This window comes from Ensifer sp. ENS07, from assembly GCF_014852185.1.
Lineage (GTDB): Bacteria > Pseudomonadota > Alphaproteobacteria > Rhizobiales > Rhizobiaceae > Ensifer > Ensifer adhaerens.
This window is the reverse complement of the sequence record NZ_JACVBE010000001.1, coordinates 821,120-840,351: the sequence shown is the minus strand read 5'-3', so window position 1 is coordinate 840,351 and position 19,232 is coordinate 821,120. Positions and strand designations below refer to the sequence as shown.

22 protein-coding genes and 1 pseudogene are annotated in these 19,232 nt (G+C 60.4%); 11 read left to right on the top strand and 12 right to left on the bottom strand.

Features of this window, described 5'->3' with window-relative positions:
* Nucleotides 1–14 precede the first annotated feature (14 nt).
* The gene (locus IB277_RS04210; RefSeq protein WP_090294548.1) at nucleotides 15–2,198 is read right to left on the bottom strand and encodes an exopolysaccharide transport family protein; all 2,184 of its coding nucleotides are present in this window, start codon (nucleotides 2,196–2,198) and stop codon (nucleotides 15–17) included.
* Nucleotides 2,199–2,401: 203 nt separating this feature from the next.
* On the opposite strand from IB277_RS04210, the gene IB277_RS04205 reads away from it, so the two are divergent.
* The 5 genes and pseudogenes from IB277_RS04205 to IB277_RS04185 all read left to right on the top strand — a co-directional run bounded on the left by IB277_RS04205 (nucleotide 2,402) and on the right by IB277_RS04185 (nucleotide 8,215).
* A complete protein-coding gene (locus IB277_RS04205) occupies nucleotides 2,402–2,977 on the top strand; it encodes a polysaccharide biosynthesis/export family protein (protein WP_034804249.1) in 576 nt (191 codons plus the stop codon).
* Between the two features lie 5 nt (nucleotides 2,978–2,982).
* Nucleotides 2,983–4,155, top strand: a complete 1,173-nt coding sequence (locus tag IB277_RS04200; RefSeq protein WP_090294549.1) for a glycosyltransferase family 4 protein — start codon at nucleotides 2,983–2,985, stop codon at nucleotides 4,153–4,155.
* 59 nt (nucleotides 4,156–4,214) lie between these two features.
* Nucleotides 4,215–5,777, top strand: a complete 1,563-nt coding sequence (locus tag IB277_RS04195; RefSeq protein ID WP_034803694.1) for an undecaprenyl-phosphate glucose phosphotransferase — start codon at nucleotides 4,215–4,217, stop codon at nucleotides 5,775–5,777.
* Nucleotides 5,774–7,019: pseudogene (locus IB277_RS04190) on the top strand (O-antigen ligase family protein). Before IB277_RS04195 ends, IB277_RS04190 begins: the two are co-directional and overlap by 4 nt.
* Before the next feature lie 2 nt (nucleotides 7,020–7,021).
* Nucleotides 7,022–8,215, top strand: coding sequence for a glycosyltransferase (locus IB277_RS04185; RefSeq protein WP_090294552.1), 1,194 nt, complete (start codon nucleotides 7,022–7,024; stop codon nucleotides 8,213–8,215).
* Nucleotides 8,216–8,309: 94 nt separating this feature from the next.
* On the opposite strand, the gene IB277_RS04180 is transcribed toward IB277_RS04185, so the two are convergent.
* The 3 genes from IB277_RS04180 to ligD form a co-directional block, all read right to left on the bottom strand.
* The gene (locus IB277_RS04180) at nucleotides 8,310–8,603 is read right to left on the bottom strand and encodes a hypothetical protein (RefSeq protein WP_034803714.1); all 294 of its coding nucleotides are present in this window, start codon (nucleotides 8,601–8,603) and stop codon (nucleotides 8,310–8,312) included.
* Nucleotides 8,604–9,158: 555 nt separating this feature from the next.
* A complete protein-coding gene (locus IB277_RS04175) occupies nucleotides 9,159–10,031 on the bottom strand; it encodes a DUF3800 domain-containing protein (protein ID WP_192370784.1) in 873 nt (290 codons plus the stop codon).
* A gap of 215 nt (nucleotides 10,032–10,246) precedes the next feature.
* Complete coding sequence (ligD, locus tag IB277_RS04170; RefSeq protein ID WP_192370783.1) at nucleotides 10,247–11,143, bottom strand: non-homologous end-joining DNA ligase; 897 nt, start codon at nucleotides 11,141–11,143, stop codon at nucleotides 10,247–10,249.
* Between the two features lie 233 nt (nucleotides 11,144–11,376).
* On the opposite strand from ligD, the gene IB277_RS04165 reads away from it, so the two are divergent.
* The gene (locus IB277_RS04165; RefSeq protein WP_192370782.1) at nucleotides 11,377–11,961 is read left to right on the top strand and encodes a GNAT family N-acetyltransferase; all 585 of its coding nucleotides are present in this window, start codon (nucleotides 11,377–11,379) and stop codon (nucleotides 11,959–11,961) included.
* 30 nt (nucleotides 11,962–11,991) lie between these two features.
* Here the strand turns inward: IB277_RS04165 and IB277_RS04160 are convergent, their stop codons facing one another.
* On the bottom strand, nucleotides 11,992–12,285 hold the full coding sequence (locus IB277_RS04160; RefSeq protein WP_192370781.1) for a hypothetical protein: 294 nt from the start codon (nucleotides 12,283–12,285) through the stop codon (nucleotides 11,992–11,994).
* A 744-nt stretch (nucleotides 12,286–13,029) separates the two neighbouring features.
* On the opposite strand from IB277_RS04160, the gene IB277_RS04155 reads away from it, so the two are divergent.
* Nucleotides 13,030–13,296 (top strand): hypothetical protein, encoded by a 267-nt coding sequence (locus tag IB277_RS04155; RefSeq protein WP_192370780.1) that lies wholly within the window; start codon nucleotides 13,030–13,032, stop codon nucleotides 13,294–13,296.
* Here IB277_RS04155 and IB277_RS04150 read toward each other — a convergent pair.
* The 5 genes from IB277_RS04150 to IB277_RS04130 form a co-directional block, all read right to left on the bottom strand.
* A complete protein-coding gene (locus IB277_RS04150) occupies nucleotides 13,262–14,158 on the bottom strand; it encodes a glycosyltransferase (RefSeq protein WP_192370779.1) in 897 nt (298 codons plus the stop codon). The two genes, IB277_RS04155 and IB277_RS04150, sit on opposite strands and share 35 nt — an antisense overlap.
* Nucleotides 14,159–14,249: 91 nt before the next feature.
* Nucleotides 14,250–14,624 (bottom strand): DUF1515 family protein, encoded by a 375-nt coding sequence (locus tag IB277_RS04145; RefSeq protein WP_246812697.1) that lies wholly within the window; start codon nucleotides 14,622–14,624, stop codon nucleotides 14,250–14,252.
* Complete coding sequence (locus IB277_RS04140; RefSeq protein ID WP_192370777.1) at nucleotides 14,624–14,863, bottom strand: hypothetical protein; 240 nt, start codon at nucleotides 14,861–14,863, stop codon at nucleotides 14,624–14,626. The genes IB277_RS04145 and IB277_RS04140 overlap by 1 nt, the downstream gene beginning before the upstream one ends.
* A 120-nt stretch (nucleotides 14,864–14,983) precedes the next feature.
* Nucleotides 14,984–15,301 carry a DUF6527 family protein gene (locus IB277_RS04135; protein ID WP_192370776.1) on the bottom strand — a complete coding sequence of 106 codons (318 nt, stop codon included), beginning with the start codon at nucleotides 15,299–15,301 and terminating at the stop codon, nucleotides 14,984–14,986.
* On the bottom strand, nucleotides 15,301–16,275 hold the full coding sequence (locus tag IB277_RS04130; RefSeq protein ID WP_192370775.1) for a peptidoglycan-binding protein: 975 nt from the start codon (nucleotides 16,273–16,275) through the stop codon (nucleotides 15,301–15,303). The genes IB277_RS04135 and IB277_RS04130 overlap by 1 nt, the downstream gene beginning before the upstream one ends.
* 118 nt (nucleotides 16,276–16,393) lie before the next feature.
* On the opposite strand from IB277_RS04130, the gene IB277_RS04125 reads away from it, so the two are divergent.
* The 3 genes from IB277_RS04125 (at nucleotide 16,394) to IB277_RS04115 (ending at nucleotide 17,233) form a co-directional block, all read left to right on the top strand.
* Complete coding sequence (locus IB277_RS04125) at nucleotides 16,394–16,558, top strand: hypothetical protein (RefSeq protein WP_192370774.1); 165 nt, start codon at nucleotides 16,394–16,396, stop codon at nucleotides 16,556–16,558.
* A 180-nt stretch (nucleotides 16,559–16,738) separates the two neighbouring features.
* Nucleotides 16,739–16,933 carry a hypothetical protein gene (locus IB277_RS04120; protein ID WP_192370773.1) on the top strand — a complete coding sequence of 65 codons (195 nt, stop codon included), beginning with the start codon at nucleotides 16,739–16,741 and terminating at the stop codon, nucleotides 16,931–16,933.
* A 105-nt stretch (nucleotides 16,934–17,038) separates the two neighbouring features.
* Nucleotides 17,039–17,233: a hypothetical protein gene (locus tag IB277_RS04115; protein WP_192370772.1), complete on the top strand. Its 195-nt coding sequence runs from the start codon at nucleotides 17,039–17,041 to the stop codon at nucleotides 17,231–17,233.
* A 1-nt stretch (nucleotide 17,234) separates the two neighbouring features.
* On the opposite strand, the gene IB277_RS04110 is transcribed toward IB277_RS04115, so the two are convergent.
* On the bottom strand, nucleotides 17,235–17,636 hold the full coding sequence (locus IB277_RS04110) for a hypothetical protein (RefSeq protein WP_192370771.1): 402 nt from the start codon (nucleotides 17,634–17,636) through the stop codon (nucleotides 17,235–17,237).
* Between the two features lie 45 nt (nucleotides 17,637–17,681).
* Between IB277_RS04110 and IB277_RS04105 the strand changes: the two genes are divergently transcribed.
* A complete protein-coding gene (locus IB277_RS04105) occupies nucleotides 17,682–18,383 on the top strand; it encodes a GDSL-type esterase/lipase family protein (protein WP_192370770.1) in 702 nt (233 codons plus the stop codon).
* Here IB277_RS04105 and IB277_RS04100 read toward each other — a convergent pair.
* Nucleotides 18,380–19,156 (bottom strand): ABC transporter permease, encoded by a 777-nt coding sequence (locus IB277_RS04100; RefSeq protein ID WP_192370871.1) that lies wholly within the window; start codon nucleotides 19,154–19,156, stop codon nucleotides 18,380–18,382. The two genes, IB277_RS04105 and IB277_RS04100, sit on opposite strands and share 4 nt — an antisense overlap.
* Nucleotides 19,157–19,232: the final 76 nt, after the last annotated feature.

The window sequence follows — 19,232 nt, the reverse complement described above, 5'->3', positions numbered from 1 at the left end:
GGCCGGCGAGACCATTATGCCGCGTCGCGGTCCGGGTATTCGGGGTCCGATTGTACCTGGCCGGTCATCAGCACGATGTCGCGATAGCCCGCTGCGCCGAATCCGGTCAGCACCTCGACGATCCGCTCATCGCTCACCGACGGTGCCGACAGGATGATTTCCGCGCCATCGCGGCCAGCGATCTTCTCAACAGCCATTTCATCGGCAGGGCCGCATTCGAGCAGGACGAGATCATAGGCGTTGGTCAAGGCGTCGATGATCATCTTCAGCCGGTCGATGCCGCGCATCGCCTGACGCGGATCGGCATCGCCCTGAGGAATGATGTGCGCGTCGGAAAAACGGTCGGCGTGGATCGTGTCCGTGAAGGGCACCTCCCCCGCCAGCAGGTTGGTGATACCAGGAAGCTGCTGCGAGCGCGCCATCAGGCGTGTCGGGCAGGCAGAACCCGTCAGGTCGATCAATACGACCTTCAGCTCCTCTTCGGCCAGCAACCGGGCGAGCATCACGGTGGCGGTAGAACCCTCGTCTCCGCCGGGCGAAACCGAAATCGCAACGCGCACGTTGGTGGCGCGCAGATGCTCGGCGACGGCCTCGATCGAGAAATCCGCCTCGGCTGCCTCTTCCTCCATGTCCGGTGCAAGCGACACGTCCATAGCAGGCAGCAAGTCGACGGCGTCATCTGCTGCGGGCGCAATTGCAGGCGAAGCCTGAGCCATCTCGCCCGGCGGCAAATCGGCGACGCTTGCGGCCAGCGCCGGACGCGGGTGGACCGGTGCCCGTTCGCCCGTAGCTGCGACCGGCCGCAAGGCTCGTCCGCTGAAAAGCTCGCCGAGCATGATGCCAATGCAGGTCAGGAGGAACGTGGCAAGCGCTGCGACGATCGTGATCGGCAGCACTTTCGGGAAACTCGCGCCGGTCGGAACCACGGCACTCGAAATGACCCGTGCATCGGCCGGCGTCGCATTCTCCACCGTGCGCGATGTCGCTTCGCGGTAGCGCGCGAGATAGGTCTCCAGCAATTGCCGCTGCGCCGTTGCCTCGCGCTCGAGCGCGCGCAGCCCCACCTCTTCTTCGCCCGCCCGAGCCGACTGCGCCTTCAGCGCATTCAGCTGCTGGGTCAACTGCTGTTCGCGCAGTTCACCGACCTTCGCCTCGTTTTCAAGGCTCGTCAGGATCTTGCGGGTCTCGGAGCTGATCTGGCCGCGGATGCCTTCGAGCTGCGACTTCAGCGCCTTCAGGCGCGGATGACCGTCGAGCAGGGTCGTCGAAAGATCGGCGACCTGCGCCTGGAGATTGGCCTCGGTTTCCTTCAGCCGCTGGATCATCTGTGAACCGACGACGTCGGCGATGGTGTCCGGCGCGCGGCCGCTCGCAAGCGCCGAACGCACGCCGGCGGCACGCGCCTCCGCATTGGCACGCTCGCCGCGCACCCGGGTCAGCTCCGTCGAGATGTCCGTGAGCTGCCGCGTCGCGAAGTTGGTGGTTTCGCCGGTTGGTAGCAGGTCCGACGAGGCGCGATAGGCCGCCACCTTCGCCTCGGCGTCGCGCACCTTCTCGCGCAGATTGGCGATCTCCGGTTCGAGCCAGCGTGTCGCCTCGGAATTGGTGTCGAGTTTCGCACCGCTCTGGAGCGCCAGGAAGACCTTCGCCATCTCATTGGGCACGGCGGCCGCAAGCTGGCGGTCCTTCGAGGTGAAGCCAATCGCAATCACCCGCGACTTCTCCACCTGGTAGACCTGGAGCTTGTCGGAGAATTCCTTGAGCACCCTCTCCTCGGGCGGCATCTCCAGCGGGTTCTTCTTCAGCCCGAGCATGACGAGAAGATCCGAAAGCGCCGAGGGCGCCGACGACGGGTCGAATTCCTTGAGCTCATAGAGCTTCATGTTGCGGGCGACCTGCTTGATGAGGTCGGCCGACTTGAGCACCTGTACCTGGCTGAGGATGCCGGATTCGTCGAAGACGCGGTCGGCGCCCGCCTGGGAAGCCTGGTTGGGGCCGCTGAACTCCGGCTCGCGCGATTCGATGAGCACACGGGTTTCGCTCTGGTAATCCGGCGCGATCATCTTTGCTGCGCCGAAGGCAAGCGCCGCCACAGCGACGGTGGCGAGCAAAACCTTGACGCGCCGATCCCAGACGGCGCGAAACAGGCCGCCGAGGTCGATATCCACATCCTGTTGTGCGCTGCCGCTTCCCGACATGCTAGTCGCTCCGAACCTTCAAATCTCGCCGGACCGTAAAGGAACATGGTAACGCAAGGGTTAATGCGATCAACCTGCGGATGATAAAGACGGGGCGGTATCGCCAGGTCTCCGCGAAAATTCTACCGCGAGTTTACCTGCTATTAACCCTAACGGACCGATAACGTCACAAAAGCTGGTCGTTTCCGGAGCCTATGAACCGCATGTCCACCGCAGCTATCAAGACGGGTCTCGCGATCACGGCGGCAGCGCTGTCGATGTTGCTCGGCGGCTGCACGAGCTACCAGCCCGCGCCCAAGGCCTTCAGTGAAGCCACGATCCAGCCCTATCGGCTCGACAGCGGCGACCGCCTGCGCATCAACGTCTTCGAACAGGCCGGTCTCAGCGGCACTTACACGGTCGATCAGGCCGGCTACGTCGCCTTCCCCCTGATCGGCACCGTCGCCTCGCGCGGCAGGACCCTACCTGAACTCGAGGGCATGATCGCCGCCAAGCTGAAGCAGGGCTATCTGCGCGATCCAGACGTCACGATCGAGGTCGATCGCTACCGTTCCGTCTTCATCATGGGCGAAGTCGGCCAGGCTGGCCAATATGCCTATGTGCCCGGCATGACCGTGCAGAACGCGATCGCTGTCGCCGGAGGCTTCTCTCCGCGCGCCAATCAGTCCAACGCCGACATCACGCGCAAGATCAATGGCCGCATCATCACCGGCCGGGTGCCGATCACCGACGCGGTTCTTGCCGGCGACACGATCTATGTTCGCGAACGCCTGTTCTGATCTCGATGCAACAAGAGCGGCCTTTGCGCATCATCCACTGCTTCAGGTCGCCTGTCGGCGGGATATTCCGCCACGTGCGCGACCTGGCCGAGGCGCATGCCAAGGCCGGCCACGAGGTCGGGATCCTCTGCGACAGCACGACGGGTGGCAGTCACGAGGATCGGTTGTTCGACGAAATCCGCCCCTATCTGGCGCTCGGCCTCATACGGATGCCGATCCATCGCTCGGTCGGGCCGTCGGATTTTGCCGCGTTGTGGCGCGGCTATAAGGAAATCAGAAGTTTGCGACCGGATGTGTTGCATGGGCACGGCGCCAAAGGCGGCGTCATTGCCCGGCTCATCGGTTCAGCCTTGCGGGTCAACAGGTATCGCGTAGCCCGCCTCTATTCGCCGCATGGCGGCAGCCTGCACTACCGTCCAGGCTCTATGACAGGCCGGCTGGTCTTCCCGGCGGAGCGGATCCAGCAGCGGATTACCGACGCCCTCGTCTTCGTCTGCGATTTCGAGCGGCAGACCTATTTCGCAAAGGTCGGCGCGCCGCGTGAGCGCAACGAATTGATCTACAACGGCATCGACGACCGGGAGTTCGAGACCGTCCCGCCTGGGCCGGATGCGGTCGACTTTCTCTATATCGGCATGATGCGGGACCTGAAGGGTCCCGATCTGTTTGTGGAAGCTTTCGCCCAGACCGAAAGGCTTGTCGGCAGGCCGCTGTCGGCGCTGATGATCGGCGACGGCCCGCAGCAGCACGAATACAGCGATCTGGTGCTGCAGCAGGGCCTCGCCCGCCGCATCCGCATGCAGCCGGCGATGAAGACGCGCGAGGCCTTCGCGCTGACGCGCAACATCGTCGTTCCCTCGCGCGCCGAGTCCATGCCCTATATCGTGCTCGAGGCGCTTGCCGCGCGGAAGCCGGTCATCGCCAGCCGTGTCGGCGGCATCCCGGAAATTCTCGGACGCGACAGCACCGCACTTGCCGAACCCGCCAATGCCCGGTCGCTCGCCGACATCATGGCCCGCGCAATCACCGAGAAGGACTGGGCGGCACGTGTGATGCCCGATCCGAGCACGTTCAAGTCGCAATTTGCAGCTTCGGTAATGTCGGCGGATATGCTAAGCCTCTATCGGGAATTGTGCCGTTACCAGCCGCCCGCCGATAGCGTGTTGCCCACAACGTAAGCGTTTCTTAGTGGCTTTCTGCTATCCCGGCTGAGGGACTTCAGCGCCGGAAGACAGCCATGAACAAGTTTGACCGCCCGGGTTCGTTCGATCCCGAAGCGCTTCGCAAGAAGATTTCGGAAATCCGCGCCCGCGCGCCCGGCGAAATGCCGGGCGAAACAACGACCACGGATCTCAATCCGCTGGCGCGGCAGATCGCCGAGCAGTTCAGCGCCGATACCTATTCGCCTGCGATGATCATGGGGCTGATGCGCCTGTTCGAATTCAGCGCGCTCTTTACGATCGGCTATGCCATCAACGCGCTCTATGTCCAGCCGGGCTTCGAACAACTGCCGCTGTACCTGGCAATTCTCGTCGGTGGTTCCGCATTGGCGGTCGCCGCTATGCAGATCGCCGACACCTATCAGATCCCGGCGCTGCGCGCCTGGCTGCGGGTGATGCCGCGCATCCTCGCCTCCTGGGCCATCGCGTTTGGCGGCATCGCCATCGCGCTGTTCTTTCTGAAATCCGGTCACCAGTATTCGCGCGTCTGGTTCGGCGGCTGGTTCATCGGCGGCGCAATCTTTCTGATCGCCGAGCGCGCCTTCATCGCCTATTCCATCCGCCATTGGGCCCGGAACGGTACGATGGAACGCCGCGCGGTCGTCGTCGGCGGCGGCCAGCCGGCCAAGGACCTGATCCGCACGCTCGAGGACCAGCCCGACAACGACATCCGCATCTGCGGTATTTTCGACGACCGCGACGAGCGCCGCTCGCCCAATGTGATCGCTGGCTATCCGAAGCTCGGGACGGTCGACGAACTGGTGGAATTCGCCCGCCTGGCGCGCATCGACATGCTGATCATCTCGCTGCCGCTGACGGCGGAGAAGCGCATTCTCCAGCTTCTGAAGAAGCTCTGGATCCTGCCGGTCGACATCCGGCTCGCCGCCCACGCCAACAACCTGCGGTTCCGCCCGCGCAGCTACTCCCATGTCGGCGATGTCCCCATGCTCGACATCTTCGACAAGCCGATCGCCGATTGGGACTCGGTCGCCAAGCGCGGCTTCGACATCTTCTTCAGCCTGGTCGCCCTCGTGCTTCTGTGGCCGATCATGCTCGGCGCGGCGATCGCCGTCAAAGCGACGTCCCCGGGCCCGATCATCTTCAAGCAGAAGCGGCACGGCTTCAACAACGAGACCATCGAGGTCTACAAGTTCCGCTCGATGTATACGCATATGAGCGACCCGACGGCCCGCAACGCCGTGACCAAGCGCGACCCGCGCGTTACCCCCGTCGGCCGTTTCATCCGCAAGTCCTCGATCGACGAACTGCCGCAGATCTTCAACGTGCTGAAGGGCGAGCTGTCGCTCGTTGGGCCGCGGCCGCACGCCGTGCTCGCCCAGACCCAGAACCGGACCTACTCCGACGTCGTCGAAGGCTATTTCGCCCGCCACCGCGTCAAGCCCGGCGTCACCGGCTGGGCGCAGATCAACGGCTGGCGCGGCGAGATCGACAATGACGACAAGATCCGCCTGCGCACCGCCTTCGACCTGCACTACATCGAAAACTGGTCGTTGCTCTTCGATCTCAAGATCCTGTTCCTGACGCCGTTCCGGCTTCTCAATACCGAGAACGCCTATTGAGCACCGTCGATTCAGGTCGGCTCCCGATCGCTCGCCCCCAGCTCGCGGCGCTCTCGCTGCTCGGCTCCGGGCTCGTCGCCTTTGCCGTGTTTCTCTCCGGTTTCGTCATTTTCGAGCCGGCGCCCTATGAGCTGTTCCTGGTCGCGCTCATCGGCCTTTGGGCGCTCGTGGGCCTCAAGATCTCGCGCAGCGTCGCCCCGCTGCTGACGCTTCTGACCCTGTTCATGGTCGGCGGCATCCTGTCCCTGACGGTCATGACAGACCTGACGAAGGGGCCGATGTACATGGCGGTCTCCGGCTTCCTCGCGCTCTCCTCGGTCTTCTTCGCAGCCATCATCGAGGATCGCCACGAACGCCTGCGGCTGATCTTCAATGCCTGGACGGCGGCGGCCATCATCACCGCCCTGCTCGGCATCCTCGGCTATTTCGGCGCCGTGCCGGGCGCGGAAAGCTTCACGCTCTATGGCCGCGCCAAAGGCGCGTTCCAGGATCCGAACGTCTTCGGCCCGTTCCTCTCGGTGCCGGCCATGTACCTCATCCACTGCATCCTCACGCAGCCCATCCAGAAAGCCCCCCCCGAAGATCGCCGCGCTGATGGTGCTGGCGCTCGGCGTCTTTCTTTCGTTCTCCCGCGCAGCCTGGGCCCTCAACCTCTTCTGTGTCGTCGCCTTCGTCTTCGTCATGCTGCTCAAGGAGCGAAACGGCCTCTTCCGCCTGCGGATTCTGGTGTTGGCTCTCGTCGGCGGGATCATGATCGTCGGCGCCCTCCTCGTCGCGCTGCAGTCCGAGCAGGTCGCGACACTCTTTTCCAGCCGCTCGCAGCTGGTGCAGGATTATGACGGCGGCCACCTCGGCCGCTTCGATCGCCATCGCCTCGGCTTCCTGATGTCGATGGAAAAGCCGCTCGGCATCGGCCCGATGGTTTTCAGCACGATCTTCCCGGAGGATGAGCACAACGTCTGGCTGAAGTCGCTGACGTCCTACGGCTGGCTCGGCTTTGTCAGTTACGTGACGCTGATCGTCTGGACGCTCTCGCTCGGCTTTCGCTTTCTGCTGCTCAACCGCCCTTGGCAGACCTATCTGATGATCGCCTGGGTCGCCGTTCTCGGCCATGTCGGGGTCGGCAATGTCATCGACACGGACCATTGGCGCCACTTCTATCTGCTCATCGGAATCATCTGGGGATGCGCCGCCCTTGAATATCGCCATCGCCGGCAGGCGCGCGCCGGCCGGAGCTCCTGACCATGGAACATGTGGTTCCGCGCCGGTCGCCGGCCCCTCCCCTCAAGCTCCTGCAGGTGCTGGAGCCGAGTGGCGGCGGCTCGGGCCGGCACTTTCTCGATCTGTGCCGCGGCATGCACAAGCGCGGGCATCACGTCGAGGCCGTCTATTCGCCAGTGCGCGCCGAGGAAGGTTTCGTTCGTGAACTGAAGGCAATCGGCCTGCCGGCCGTACACGCCGTCAACATGAAGCGCGCACCCGGACCGTCTGACTTCGGCTACTTTCTCGAACTCCGCCGCATCATGCGGGCCAACGTTTTCGACATCATCCATGGCCACAGTTCCAAGGCCGGTGCGTTGACACGCCTGCGGCTGCCTGGTTCTCATGTTCCGCGGATCTACACGCCCCACGCCTTTCGCACACTGGACCCGACGCTCGGCCGTGGTGGACGGTTGATCTACGGCACGATCGAATGGGCGCTGGCCCGTTTCTTTACCGATCAACTGATCTGCGTTTCCGACGACGAGTTCCACCATGCGCTCTCGCTGCATATGCCCGAGAAGCGCATGTCGGTGATCGTCAACGGCGTGGCACCGCCCTCATGCGAAATGGCGCAGACGCTGCGCGCGAGCTTCGGGATCGCGCCGGACGCTTTCGTCTTCGGCTTCGTTGGACGACTTTCCGTACAGAAGGCGCCGGAACGGCTGATCGCAGCGTTCAAGAGTGTCGCCGCTTCCGTCAGAAACAGCCACCTGGTCATGGTCGGCAGCGGCGAGCTCGAAGGTGACCTTCGCAAGGCGATCGCCGAAAGCGGACTGCAGAACCGCATGCATCTCACCTCTGCCTTTACCGGCCCGCAAGCCGTTCCCGCTTTCGACCTCCTGGTGATGCCAAGCCGCTACGAGGCCATGTCCTATGTCATGCTCGAAGGGGCCGCCGCCGGCAAGGCGATCATCGCAACCGACATCGGTGGCGCGCGCACGGTGATCGAGGACGGGCGGAACGGTTACATCCTGCCCAATAGCGACGACACGTCCGCGCTCGCCAAGACCATGATCCAGGCGGCGGATCCCGAACGCTTCAAGGCCCTGTCGGCTAGCGCCGAAAACCTGAAGGACCGCTTTACGCTCGCCGTCATGCTCGATCGCACAGAGGCCCTCTACCAGAAGGCGGCCTCAAAGCGGCAGACGGTCGACCTGCTCCAGTCAACCAGGTAGCGCAGAAAGAACGGCGTGATTGCCGCGCTGTATTCTCGGGAAACAAAAAAGAGGCCCTGCTGAAGGACCTCTTTTGCTGCGTTTGCAGGATCGCTTAAGGCGTCGACCCTTCTGCGCCCGAACCGCCACCGGTATCGGGATTTGAACTCGGCGCCCCGGTATCACCGTTGGCGTTTGCGGTGCCGGTATCAGGGTTGGAGCTCGGAGCACCGGTGTCCGGGTTGGAACTCGCTGTACCCGTATCGCCCGGCGAGCCGGTGGGCTGGCCCGGAACGAGGATGACGGCGTCGTCTGCACGGGCAGTGCCGGACGCCGAGATGAGCGGCATCGCCGTCAGGGCCGAAAGCCCGAGCAACGACGCGGCAAAAATCTTCGAAAACGTCTTCATTACATTTCCTCCTTTGGCAGACAGACGCCCGCCATGAGGCCATTCCATCACTTTCGCGAGGACGGCGATCGACCCCAGCCGCGTGGACCATCGCACCGGAACGAGGCATTTTAGCGATTTCCGATGGGCGATAAATTTTGTCAGGCGCAAGCGACAAAACCGCATCCGATCTCGGAGCAGACACGGTGGGCCAAAGCGAAACAATCAGCAGGCGTTTGAGATTTTTGCCGGGGCAATGGGTGCCCGAATGCGCGATTTTACGCGTGGAACTGCTGGCTACCGCCAGCCGCCAATTGCGGTAGCGCTGCTGTATGACTGAAATCAAAGAGGAAAATGGTCGGAGCGGCGGGATTCGAACCCACGACCCCTTGACCCCCAGGAGAGGTGTCTACTTTCCGCAAAGCCTTGTAGTGCAGGCGATTGCGCCGTGTCTAGATGCTGACTTCGGGATTTATTTCGGGACTCTGCGTCACGGCTTTGCATCCGCATCAATGCTAAAGTGCGGTAGCATGTCGTCGTATTACCTTCATCCCAGGCGGCTGCCGCCCAAGCTATTTAGTCACAATGGTCCACGGCGATCGTAGTCACTTCTTCAATGATCGTTGTAGTCTTAAGAGATAAAGCCGCTTTTAACTTCAACCCTAAACTGCCGACGTGCGGCTCCGATCCATGGCTGGCAGACTGTGCCTTATTCCTGGGACGCTGCATCACAGAGCTATGAGTAGCTACGCTGTGAACGCGTCGCCAATAGTACTTCTCGTAATCGGAATAAGCAGCAAAATCCAAAGGGTCTAATCTGTGATTCCAAAGTCGACCGACGATTGTCGCGATCCAGTCAGCCGCCTGCATATTCTGGTTGAGATAGCTCTCTACCTCGAAGGGCGGGCTCAGGAGCCGGCGAACCGGTTCAGCGCCGAACATCGTTTTTGCGGCAGTTTCAAGGAGCTCCTTGCGCGCCGAATGCTCGTCGACGATCAGCACAAAATTCTCGCCAATGCTTTCGCAGTATGAATTTATCTGCCTAATAGCATTAGCAAAAACGGTTGTGTATAAGCCGTTAGCCCGGACATCTTCAGTTCCGCGTATTTTTTCCCGACCATAGTAGAAAATCTTGCCTTGCGAATTTCTGACTTCATTAATCAGGCGCAACATCGCGTTCCGCACGGCGGGGTACTTACTGATAGAATTGGCGGTAAAGAGGTTTGTCCCCTTTTTCTCCCATTCATATCCGTTCTTGTTCGACCGCTGAATTTCGACGTCTAGAAGCTCTTTCTTTCGCTTCAAAAAAACAGTCGCGAATGGTCGAACTGCTGTTTCGGGCAACAAGATGCCAGCCAACCCGAATACAGGACTGGCGTTATGACGTAGATGGCTGCGGCCAAAATATGGCCCAGCGTGTCCAAACTCATCAAGATAAGCGAAGATCATAAACGCGGAAGCCCGCACTTAAAAAAGCACGGGCCCCTGAATGAGCGCGGCACGGTGTCCGCTTCTCCAAGAGCTAAATACGTCACTTCCGAAAATGTTTCAATGCCCATTTGGAATTTTTGCGCCCAATCTACGTCCTAATGGCATCTAATACCACACAATACAGAGTTGCGGTCAATGTCGATGTTTCCAGAAATTGTGCGGTAAAGGCGCGGCTAATGGGCCTCCTGAACACCCTTGAACGACGGGTGCCGCAGTTTGCCATCTTGTGTCCAAGCTCGGTACTCTACTTCGGCAACGAGCAGCGGCTCGGCGAAGATCGCGCCCTTTCGCTTCAGCGCCACCGGCGGTCGTTTGGCTGGGATCGCGTCGAGCAGTTCTCGAAGCTTCACCGATTCCTTGGCGCTCCATCCGGTACCGCACCCGCCAACGTAGACGAGGCCGTCGCTCTTTTTGGCAGCCAGCAGCAGCCGACCGATCGCGCCAGGCATGGTCGACGGCTCGTATCCGACGATGACGAACCAATCGCGCCGCGCGCATTTGATCTTCAGCCATTCCGGCCGGCGGCCCGACCGATAGGGCTTATCCCGCCGCTTCGCGATGATGCCTTCGAGCCCCATCTCGCAAGCGATCTTGAAGAACTCGGCGCCGTCGGCGTCCACCTCCTCGGAAAAGCGGATCGCGCCCGTCCGGCCGGCGACGATTGGTTCGAGCAGACGGCGGCGCTCGGACAGCGGATGCATTCGAAGGTCTTGGCCATCGAGATAGAGGAGATCGAAGGCATAAAAGATTATCTCGCCGGTATCGTGCAGGCTCGGACGCCTGCCGACGGCGCGCTGCAGCAGCCCGAAATCCGAGCGGCCCTGGTCGTCGAGCACCACCGCCTCGCCATCCAGGATCATCGAGGCGGGCCCCAGCTCGCGCGCCTCGGCGACGATCAAACCGAACTTCTTGGTCCAGTCGTACCCGCCGCGCGTAATCGCCCTCACCCCGCCTGGCTCGACGTGGACCGCGAGCCGGTATCCGTCCCACTTCACCTCAAATGCCCACTCCGGACCCTTCGGCGGCTTGTCGACGAGGGTTGCGACGCAGGGATCGACGCGCCGTGGCATGGGTTCGGGCAACGTTGCGGAAACAGATTTCTTTCTGAGCGTTTTAGCCATGACGCATTAACGCACGAAAAGCGAAAACGCCTAAGTCCCGAAGCGCAAGGACCGCCAGACCGCCGACGTTCTCGCCACCAACGCGCGCCGGCGCCTAAGGAAAAATCTCAATCGCCAGCTTCGCGCGAGGCTCTCAGTGTAGGCATCCGATGGACTTCCGATTTGGCCAGAGGGTTCCGCACATGACTTCGATAGATGACCGAATTTCCTTTGAGAGCCGCAAGCAGGTGCCGTCAAGGCCTCAGTTAGTCGAGCCACCGTCAATTTCGTTGCGAAGCCCAACAACCGACGATTTCGCGACGCTTGCTGAAATGCGACGAGATCGAGAGTTGCAGGCGATGCTCCTTGTCGTGCCGGAAACCACAGACGACGAGGCGATCGCGGCATGGATACAGCGGCGCTCCGAAGATCCTGGCGGAGCTTTCAAGGTAATCGCGAACAACACGGACGAAACGGCGCTCGGTTTCGTCCAGGTAAGCCAAGTCCATCGCCGCAATCGCTACGGATTCGGTGGCATAGCATTGCTTCCCGGTGCTCGCGGTAAAGGGGCTGGGCGCGCGGCAATGAACGAGTTGCTCGTGCTAGCAGGCGGGGAACTCGGGCTGGAAAAATTACTACTGGAAGTTCGGGCCGATAACACCGTCGCCCTGCGGCTTTATTTGAGCATGGGATTCCAAATCGTGGGGAATATGAAGGAACATTTTCGCGCCGAGTCTGGCCGGCGCTACGATGTGATGTTGCTTGAAAAAGCAACGCCTCGGCCTTGAGCAAAAGCGAAGGCACCCCCGCTCCATTGTCTATTCGCCCTGCATCGGTCGCAGGCACCAATCCCAATAGGTTTCGACCATCTCCGTCGCCTCGCGCGCGGTGTCGCAATAGCCTTGGTTCGGCGTCGGCGGAGACCCTCTGAAGGTGCGGGGGACGGACCCGGCCCAGTTCCAGCGTCCAGCTGTCGGGCCGCCGGTCTCTTTCCTGATGCGTCCGATGTAGCCGATGCCATCAAACCCTAGCCAATCGAAATCGGTCGGCGGGTCGTTGGCGTCCAGCTCGGTGCGGCGCCACTGGTATTTCGGCTGATAGGGCTCGGTCACGGATTAAACCGTTCACGCCCGGCTGCTTTGCATATCCTTCGCCAAACAAGTCCGCCCAGATTGGGGATCGTGAGCAGTTCGGCGCAAGGGATGTTCCTCAACTCCTCCGCAGTCTCATATCCGCGGATATTCAGTTCATGCAGAACAAAAAGGGGCAAGTTCAAGTCTGAGAGTTTCGTGACCATCCCAGCATCAAACCATGCTTCCGCGCGTCGCGCAATTTGAAGGATTCTCATGAAGGCCGGAACCAGTCACCGCGCTGGTCGTTTTAAACAGTGAGCCCGAGCATCCCTTCCCTCCGCGAGGGCTCACGTGGACAGTAACCTCTGTTGGCCCCGTTGTTTGCTTCGGGGCCATTTTTTTCGCGCAGGCGGGAACTCAAGTCGGGCCTCGGCGTTTCTCGGCTATGGCAGCCTGAGACCCCCGATCAGGATGACGCCTTCACGATCCCTCCGGATGTGAAGCTGCACAATGGCCTCGCTCTCCCCGGCGAGGCCATACTTTTTGAAGGGGAGCAGCGAAGCTGTCTTTTCCTACCACCCACAATCTGGCATTGTGCGCGGCCGAGAGGGGGAAGCTCATGTCCTACGGTTGGGAACGCGCCCGGCATCGACGGTACAGGCACGCGCGGCTCTGGCTTTTGATTGCCTTCGCAGCATGGCTGGTCGCTCTCGCTTCAGCGCAATAGCCGAGCGGATCTCCCGAATCCGCCCACCCTTCCTGCTCGATCAAAGGAGGATTGATATGGCCCAAAGCAAGCGGCGAAAGATGAAGCCGAGCGAAATACCGGATTTCGTAGCTGAGATTATCAAGACCGGATGCGATATCACCGCCATAGGGCATGACAAGTACGTACTTGGTGACATCGAGGAGCAGGATGCAGCGATTGATGAGCTTGACCGGATCGGTGAGAGATACGGCGACCGCGATCACCTTAAGCTGCAGATCGTCTCCTACCTCTGGTCGATCGGGCGCTTTATAGAGGTTTCCTCAGAAGGCGCGCGGCACTAACGCGGCCGAAGAGCCTTCGAACGGAGTGAGCCCATCGATTGAACCTTTTGTCCCAGTGCGACTTGAGGGGCTTGTTCGCCCATGGCGTCGCTTGCCGGTACTGCAAATACAAGGGCTGCGCAGGGTGCTGGCAAAGAACGGAATTGGGCTTGGCGTGCGTAAAATGGAAGACCGCAGGATCGTCGGCGTGCGAATGCAGGACCACATTCCAACGTCGGTCGATAGAAACGAACTGCCCGACGAGAGCGATGTTCAAAGCGTCCTGATCAAAAAAGCGTAGGCTTTCACCCTGTGTCCGCACAACCGCAAGGCAACTCTTCGACAAATCCCTGGACAACCATTCCCGGACATCGATCGCCAGAACGCCGGAGTTCATGGTCTTCGTTCCGTCGGGAAGCCTTAGACGCGAGATGCCCTGCTGGGAAATGCCGCCGACAGCGGCTACCGGCAAGCCGGCCATATCCAACTGCAGCAACGGGCGCAGGCTGTCGACGACGATCGTATCGGCGTCGAGATAGATTATCCGCCCCTCTTTGCAGCCAAGGAGGTCTGGCAAGATCAACCGGGTGTAAATCGACCGGCTCCAGTTGCTGTTGGTCTTCAACCCGTCAAACTGTCGAAGTGCCTTCTCCGACAAGTCGAACAGGGTTAAGCGGAGGTCTCCGCCGCACATTTGGAGATGGGATTTGTCCTTCGAGGTCAATCCGTCGCAGAAGACGACGACATTGGCATCATCGATGTCGCCATTCAGGGCGAGCGTATGCAGCATCACTCCGGCAAACTCGACGAACCTGCGATCGATGGAAGTCACAACAAAACACTGGCTCAAAGACAGAGCCGGTACCTCAATTTTTGCAAGCATGATGTCCCCTAAAATCCCACTGGGGCCATACCACACCCACTACAGATTGCAATCACCTCCGCAGCGCCCCTCCGCGCTGCCCGGCTTCTTCTCACACCTTTCCGAGAATGACGAACACGATGCGGCGGATAGCTTCCGCAAAGCTCACGCCGAGTGCCATCGCCGCGATACCGGTCACCCCGAGCGCGCCTATCCCCATCAGCTTCCACCGTTTCACGTCATCGGTGACTGGCTTCATCTCCGACACATCCTCGCCGATCGTGGCAACTGATGCCTCGACGTGCCCTACACGGTCGACAAGCTGATCCATGCGCTGATGCACCGCGGCGCGGCTCGTCGCCGCCTTGTCCTCTGAACGCACTGCCCCTTCTTCTAAACGTCTGAAGGATTCCTGTAGTGCTCGCATCCCTGCCACCAACTCGCCGAGCTGGCGGTGCACTGCCGCATCAATTTCCGTTGGTGCCATCAGCCCCGTTCCCCGTGTTTCGCGCATTCCGCCCTCGTCCAGACCGCCGCGGCGCAGATGCCGACGACGGTCCGGTCGATCATCCGCTGGTCTTCCGGCGTCGCACCGCGCGCGCCGATGAGGTCAGTTCCAACGACCCGCCTGAGACCGTCGACACTCGCCGGCGCGGAAATCCCACAGCCCTGGAGGGCAAAGGTCAAAGCGAGAGCGGACATCGTCCGCAGTGCGACCAGCTTCATTGTTTTGCCTTTCGATAGAGGTTCTGACATCGTCGCCGCCACGCCAGTAGAGCCAGAGCAGGAAGCTGGCGACGATCGCGAGCGCGGCCACGGCCGCGATAGTGCGAGGGGTGGCGAGCATCAGGCCGTCTCCCAATCGGGAAGATCGACCGTCTGGCCGGCAAGGGCGTGCGTGCAGTCCGATAGGAACTGGATGCGGCCGTCCGTCACAAAAGAATGACAAATGGCGGGTGGTGCACCGTCAATGCCGGCGTCGGGGCCGTTGTAGGTAACGAGCACGGACGGCGTGAAAGTGGGTGCAGCCGGGTTGCCGTTGTATCCCCAGCAGCCCGGACTCTGACCTTCGATGCGGATCATGTGGGCGCCGTCGCAGCCCGGGCACCAGAACATGAGCCGGCCGCCTTCGACGCTTCGGAGTTTATTTGACAGAGCAGCCATCACGCCATCCTCTCGACCTGTTTCGCCACAGCCTTCCGGTCGGCGTTCTTGCGCCAGTACAGGAAGCCGGCGATACCGCCGAGCGCGACGAGGAGGATCAGCAGGTTCTGCCAGGGGATGCCCGCGAGCGCGGTCAGGATCGAGGCACCGCCGCCGCTGACGGCTGGAACGAGAACCTCTTTCGACTTCCACCAAGGCGCATCGAGGCTTGGCGGCGTCACAGGAACGGGGACCGGCACAGGCTTCTCTTCGGTCACCGGCGCGACCTTCACCTCCGGCCTGGCCGCTTCGCCCGGCGTGAGTGCGACGAGAGCCTTGTGCATTGCGGATCGCGTCTTCGGCCCGACGTCACCGTCGACGTCGAGACGCTGGTCAGCCTGGAACTGCCGGACGTTATCGGCTCGGTAGCCGAGGAGCACGAGCGAGATCCGCGCCAGCCGGTCGAAGCGGTCGGCCAGACCGTTCTTTCCGCCGTTGATCTTCTTCGTGATGGTCTCGGCGTCGCCCTCATCTGCCCAGCGATTCAGCCCGCGAGTGTCCCAGTAGAAAAGGGGCACGAGGCCTTCCCAAGGGTCGGTGTTGACCGCGTCCGGATCCTTGACGAAGTCCGGGCAAGCCAAGCCTGCGGCGCGGCACCAATCGCGGAACTGGCGATAGTTATCCTTGCCGGTCAACTGCATGCCGGTTCGGCCGCGGTAAAGGTAGCCGTCGCCGTCCTTCTCCGGTGTGTTGCCGAGGTCGGTGCGGGTGTCGTAGCGCTGCTGCGCCGGCGTCGGGCCCCAGATCTCGCGATCGTACCGGAAGTCGCCGCTTTCGTGCATCAGCTGCGAAAAGTACTGGGCGAGCCGGTGTGGCCGATCCATGCCGAACTCGCTGCCGTATTTGTCCAGGGCCACTAGCACGGACGCGAGGTTGCTCTCGTTCACTTTGCCCTTCGAGGCATCGCGAACCTGCTGAGCGGTGATGGCGCTCATTGGTTACTCCTGATTGTTTGACGGGAAAAGATTTCGCTTAGGTAGCGTTCAATCGATGGTGGATTTTCCGGCGATGCGGAATTATTAGACAGCTGACTTTCCGACCGAAGGAGGCAAGATGTTGGACAAGCAGGAGCAACGCGACGCCGAAGAAGAACGCGAGCCGCCGAATCGACTGCGCGAGGAACGTCCCTTTGACCCGTGGGAGCAGGCCTTCAACCGGGATTTCCAGAAGAAGGAACACGATTTTGAGTTCCAGTGGCGTGTGGGTGATGGGCTATGACTGGAATGGCGCTCGCGGGCGCCGCATGAAGATCGCGCGATATGGAACGGCCGTCGCGCTAGCGGCTTTACTCGTATCGGTCGCGGCCCAAGTTGTGAGCAAAGCGATCTGAAGTCTCAGCGCACGCTTCGGAAAAGCGAGAGCAAATACGCTCAGTTGATGGATCAACCGAGACGAATCATGATTCCAGACGAAATTGCCCAAGAAGCATGGAGCCTCTCGGCCCGTCACCTTGCCCGCGGACAACGCGACCCGACGAAAATGGTTGCTGAGGCTATTGCCCAGGAGAGGCAACGGTGTTTGGAAATCGCCACCGAGTGTTGCGGCGAAAACAGCGACGTCGTCAGGAAGATCGCCGACCGTCGATGGCGCTGATTGGTCACTCCTGATTGTTGTTGTGGATAGTTGAAAGATCGGCGGCGTGCTGTTAGCAAATGCCGGCACGAATGAGCGGGCGACAATCCAATGGAGGCTATGCAGATGGACAAGATTGAGAAGGTCGCCAGGGCGCTTGCCAAGGTCGACGGGTATGATGCGGACGAAATTATTCAGGGTGAATGGGAAGTCGAGGACAACGACCCCGAACAGCATTTCAAGGGCAAGCCGCGTTGGACGATGTATGAGCGCGATGCTCGGAGACTCTCGGCAGCTTTCGCGGTTCTTGTTTCTGAATAGCCTACTCTGATCGGGTTTTCACGGCGACGATTGCCGCACAGAGGGCAAGTGCCGACGTGCTACCATGGACGTAGCCGCTGCTTCCAACCGTGGCCGTGAAGACGCCAGCAACGAAGCTCACACCGATGGCGTCTTCAGGTGCGACTTCTCTCGCCAGTTCGTAAGCGGCATCGAGGGACGTTGTGAAAAACGGAACCTTCCCGACGTCATTGCTCGAAGGAACGATCCAGATGGAGCGCTTGACGGGCTGACCTGTCTTCCTGTCAATCCTTGTAGTGTCCACTTGGCGCTTCCAGCCCACCAGGAGAGCAATAGCAGCGTCAAGCTTTCTGGTGCCCTCAGTTGCTTCCTGTAGCTCTTGGATAAGATCGTTAGCCATGAAAAACCTCTTTTTCTTCTTCATAGGCGATGCTGGACAGGCTGAACACCCCTTTCATCAAGTTCCAAGATGAATGCAAACATGCGCAAAAATGCCACTCGGCTCCTCGCCACCATCTGCGTGGCATGGTCGTTTTGTGGGAATGCGTCGGCAGAAGATTCGACGCTCCCCGTCGAGCGCTCCGATACTCGGGCCTTAGCCCGACACGACAAGCTCAAGACGGCCCTTCGAACCATCCGCGATCCTGATGTTTTGCTGATCGGCGATTCCATCGCCCAGCAATGGCGGAAGTCCGACGCCGCCAAAGCGTTTGGAACTCGGCTGATTTTCAATCTCGGCGTAGGCGGGGACAAGACAGAGAACGTGATCTGGCGCATGAACAACATGCCGCTGAATGAGATCGCCCCGAAGTTCGTGATTATCCTCGCCGGCACCAACAACTTAGGCGCTGGGGACACACCGAATGATATCGCCGCAGGCGTCGAAGAGATCGCTAGAAAATCACGGCAGGCCTGGCCTGGCGCTCATATCCGTGTCGTCAACCTACTGCCGCGCGGCGAACAATACAGATTCCGCGAAGCCGATCGGGAAGAGGTCAATCGCGAGCTTGCGGCCTCATCTGCGGTTATCGGCTACAGATTCGTGGAGACCGATGACAACGCCTTGACCTGCCAATGGAAACAGCCATGTCTAAACTATTCCCCTGACAGACTTCATCTTTCTCCTGAAGGCTACAATCTGCTCGCAAAACAGATCACGGCGTCCCCTTAGAATCTTTCTTCTCGGATTTCCCTTGACGACAGAGTGAATAGGACCAACCCAACGATCAGGTAAACTGCGGCGAACTCCCCAGCATATCCGATATCAAGGCCGGTCGCTCTGTATTCCGGATAGACCCCGGTGCGAAACCACATGATCACATGCACTATGGGGTTATAAAGCATATAATCCGCAAACGGCTTCGGCATTGAATCCGGCAGGAAGAAAACACCGGAAAGCATGAAAAGCGGACGCATCATCAAGCTGAATGCTTGTTCGTATAATGGCCACCTCGTAAACATCGAAATGTTCGCGAGCCCGACCCCAAATCCGAGCAGAGAGCCGAGAGAGGCAGCGCCGACAATTTTGCTGTAGTCCACAGAGACCGATAGATGGTTCTCCAAAGAAACCGCCTCGAAAACGAGCAAGGAGACCAGAAAGGACGTCATGAACTGCACAAGATAACGCGAGACGACTGCATCGAAAGGACTGACGATCGGATAGGACAAAAGCGACTTATTCGCCTTTATTGTGCCAGCGACGAACGACTGCATGCTGGTGTAGGACATATAGGGCAAGTATCCCGTAGCGAAGAATAGGGGGAAACTTGATCCAAGGGCCGGCACTCTAGACACGGCCTGGAAGATCACCGTCATGATCATCACATGAGCGACGGGATCAACGAAAGCCCAGAGATAGCCGCCAGGGCGCTTGCCGTACCTAGTCGAGATCTCTCGTATCATTAGCGAAAATGTGACGCGAACATGCAGTTTCAAGAGCTCCACTGATCGGCCGTCCTTTATGACCCATGCAATTAACGCGCTCCCTAGCACCGCCGCAACCATTAGGCCAGCCTAATTG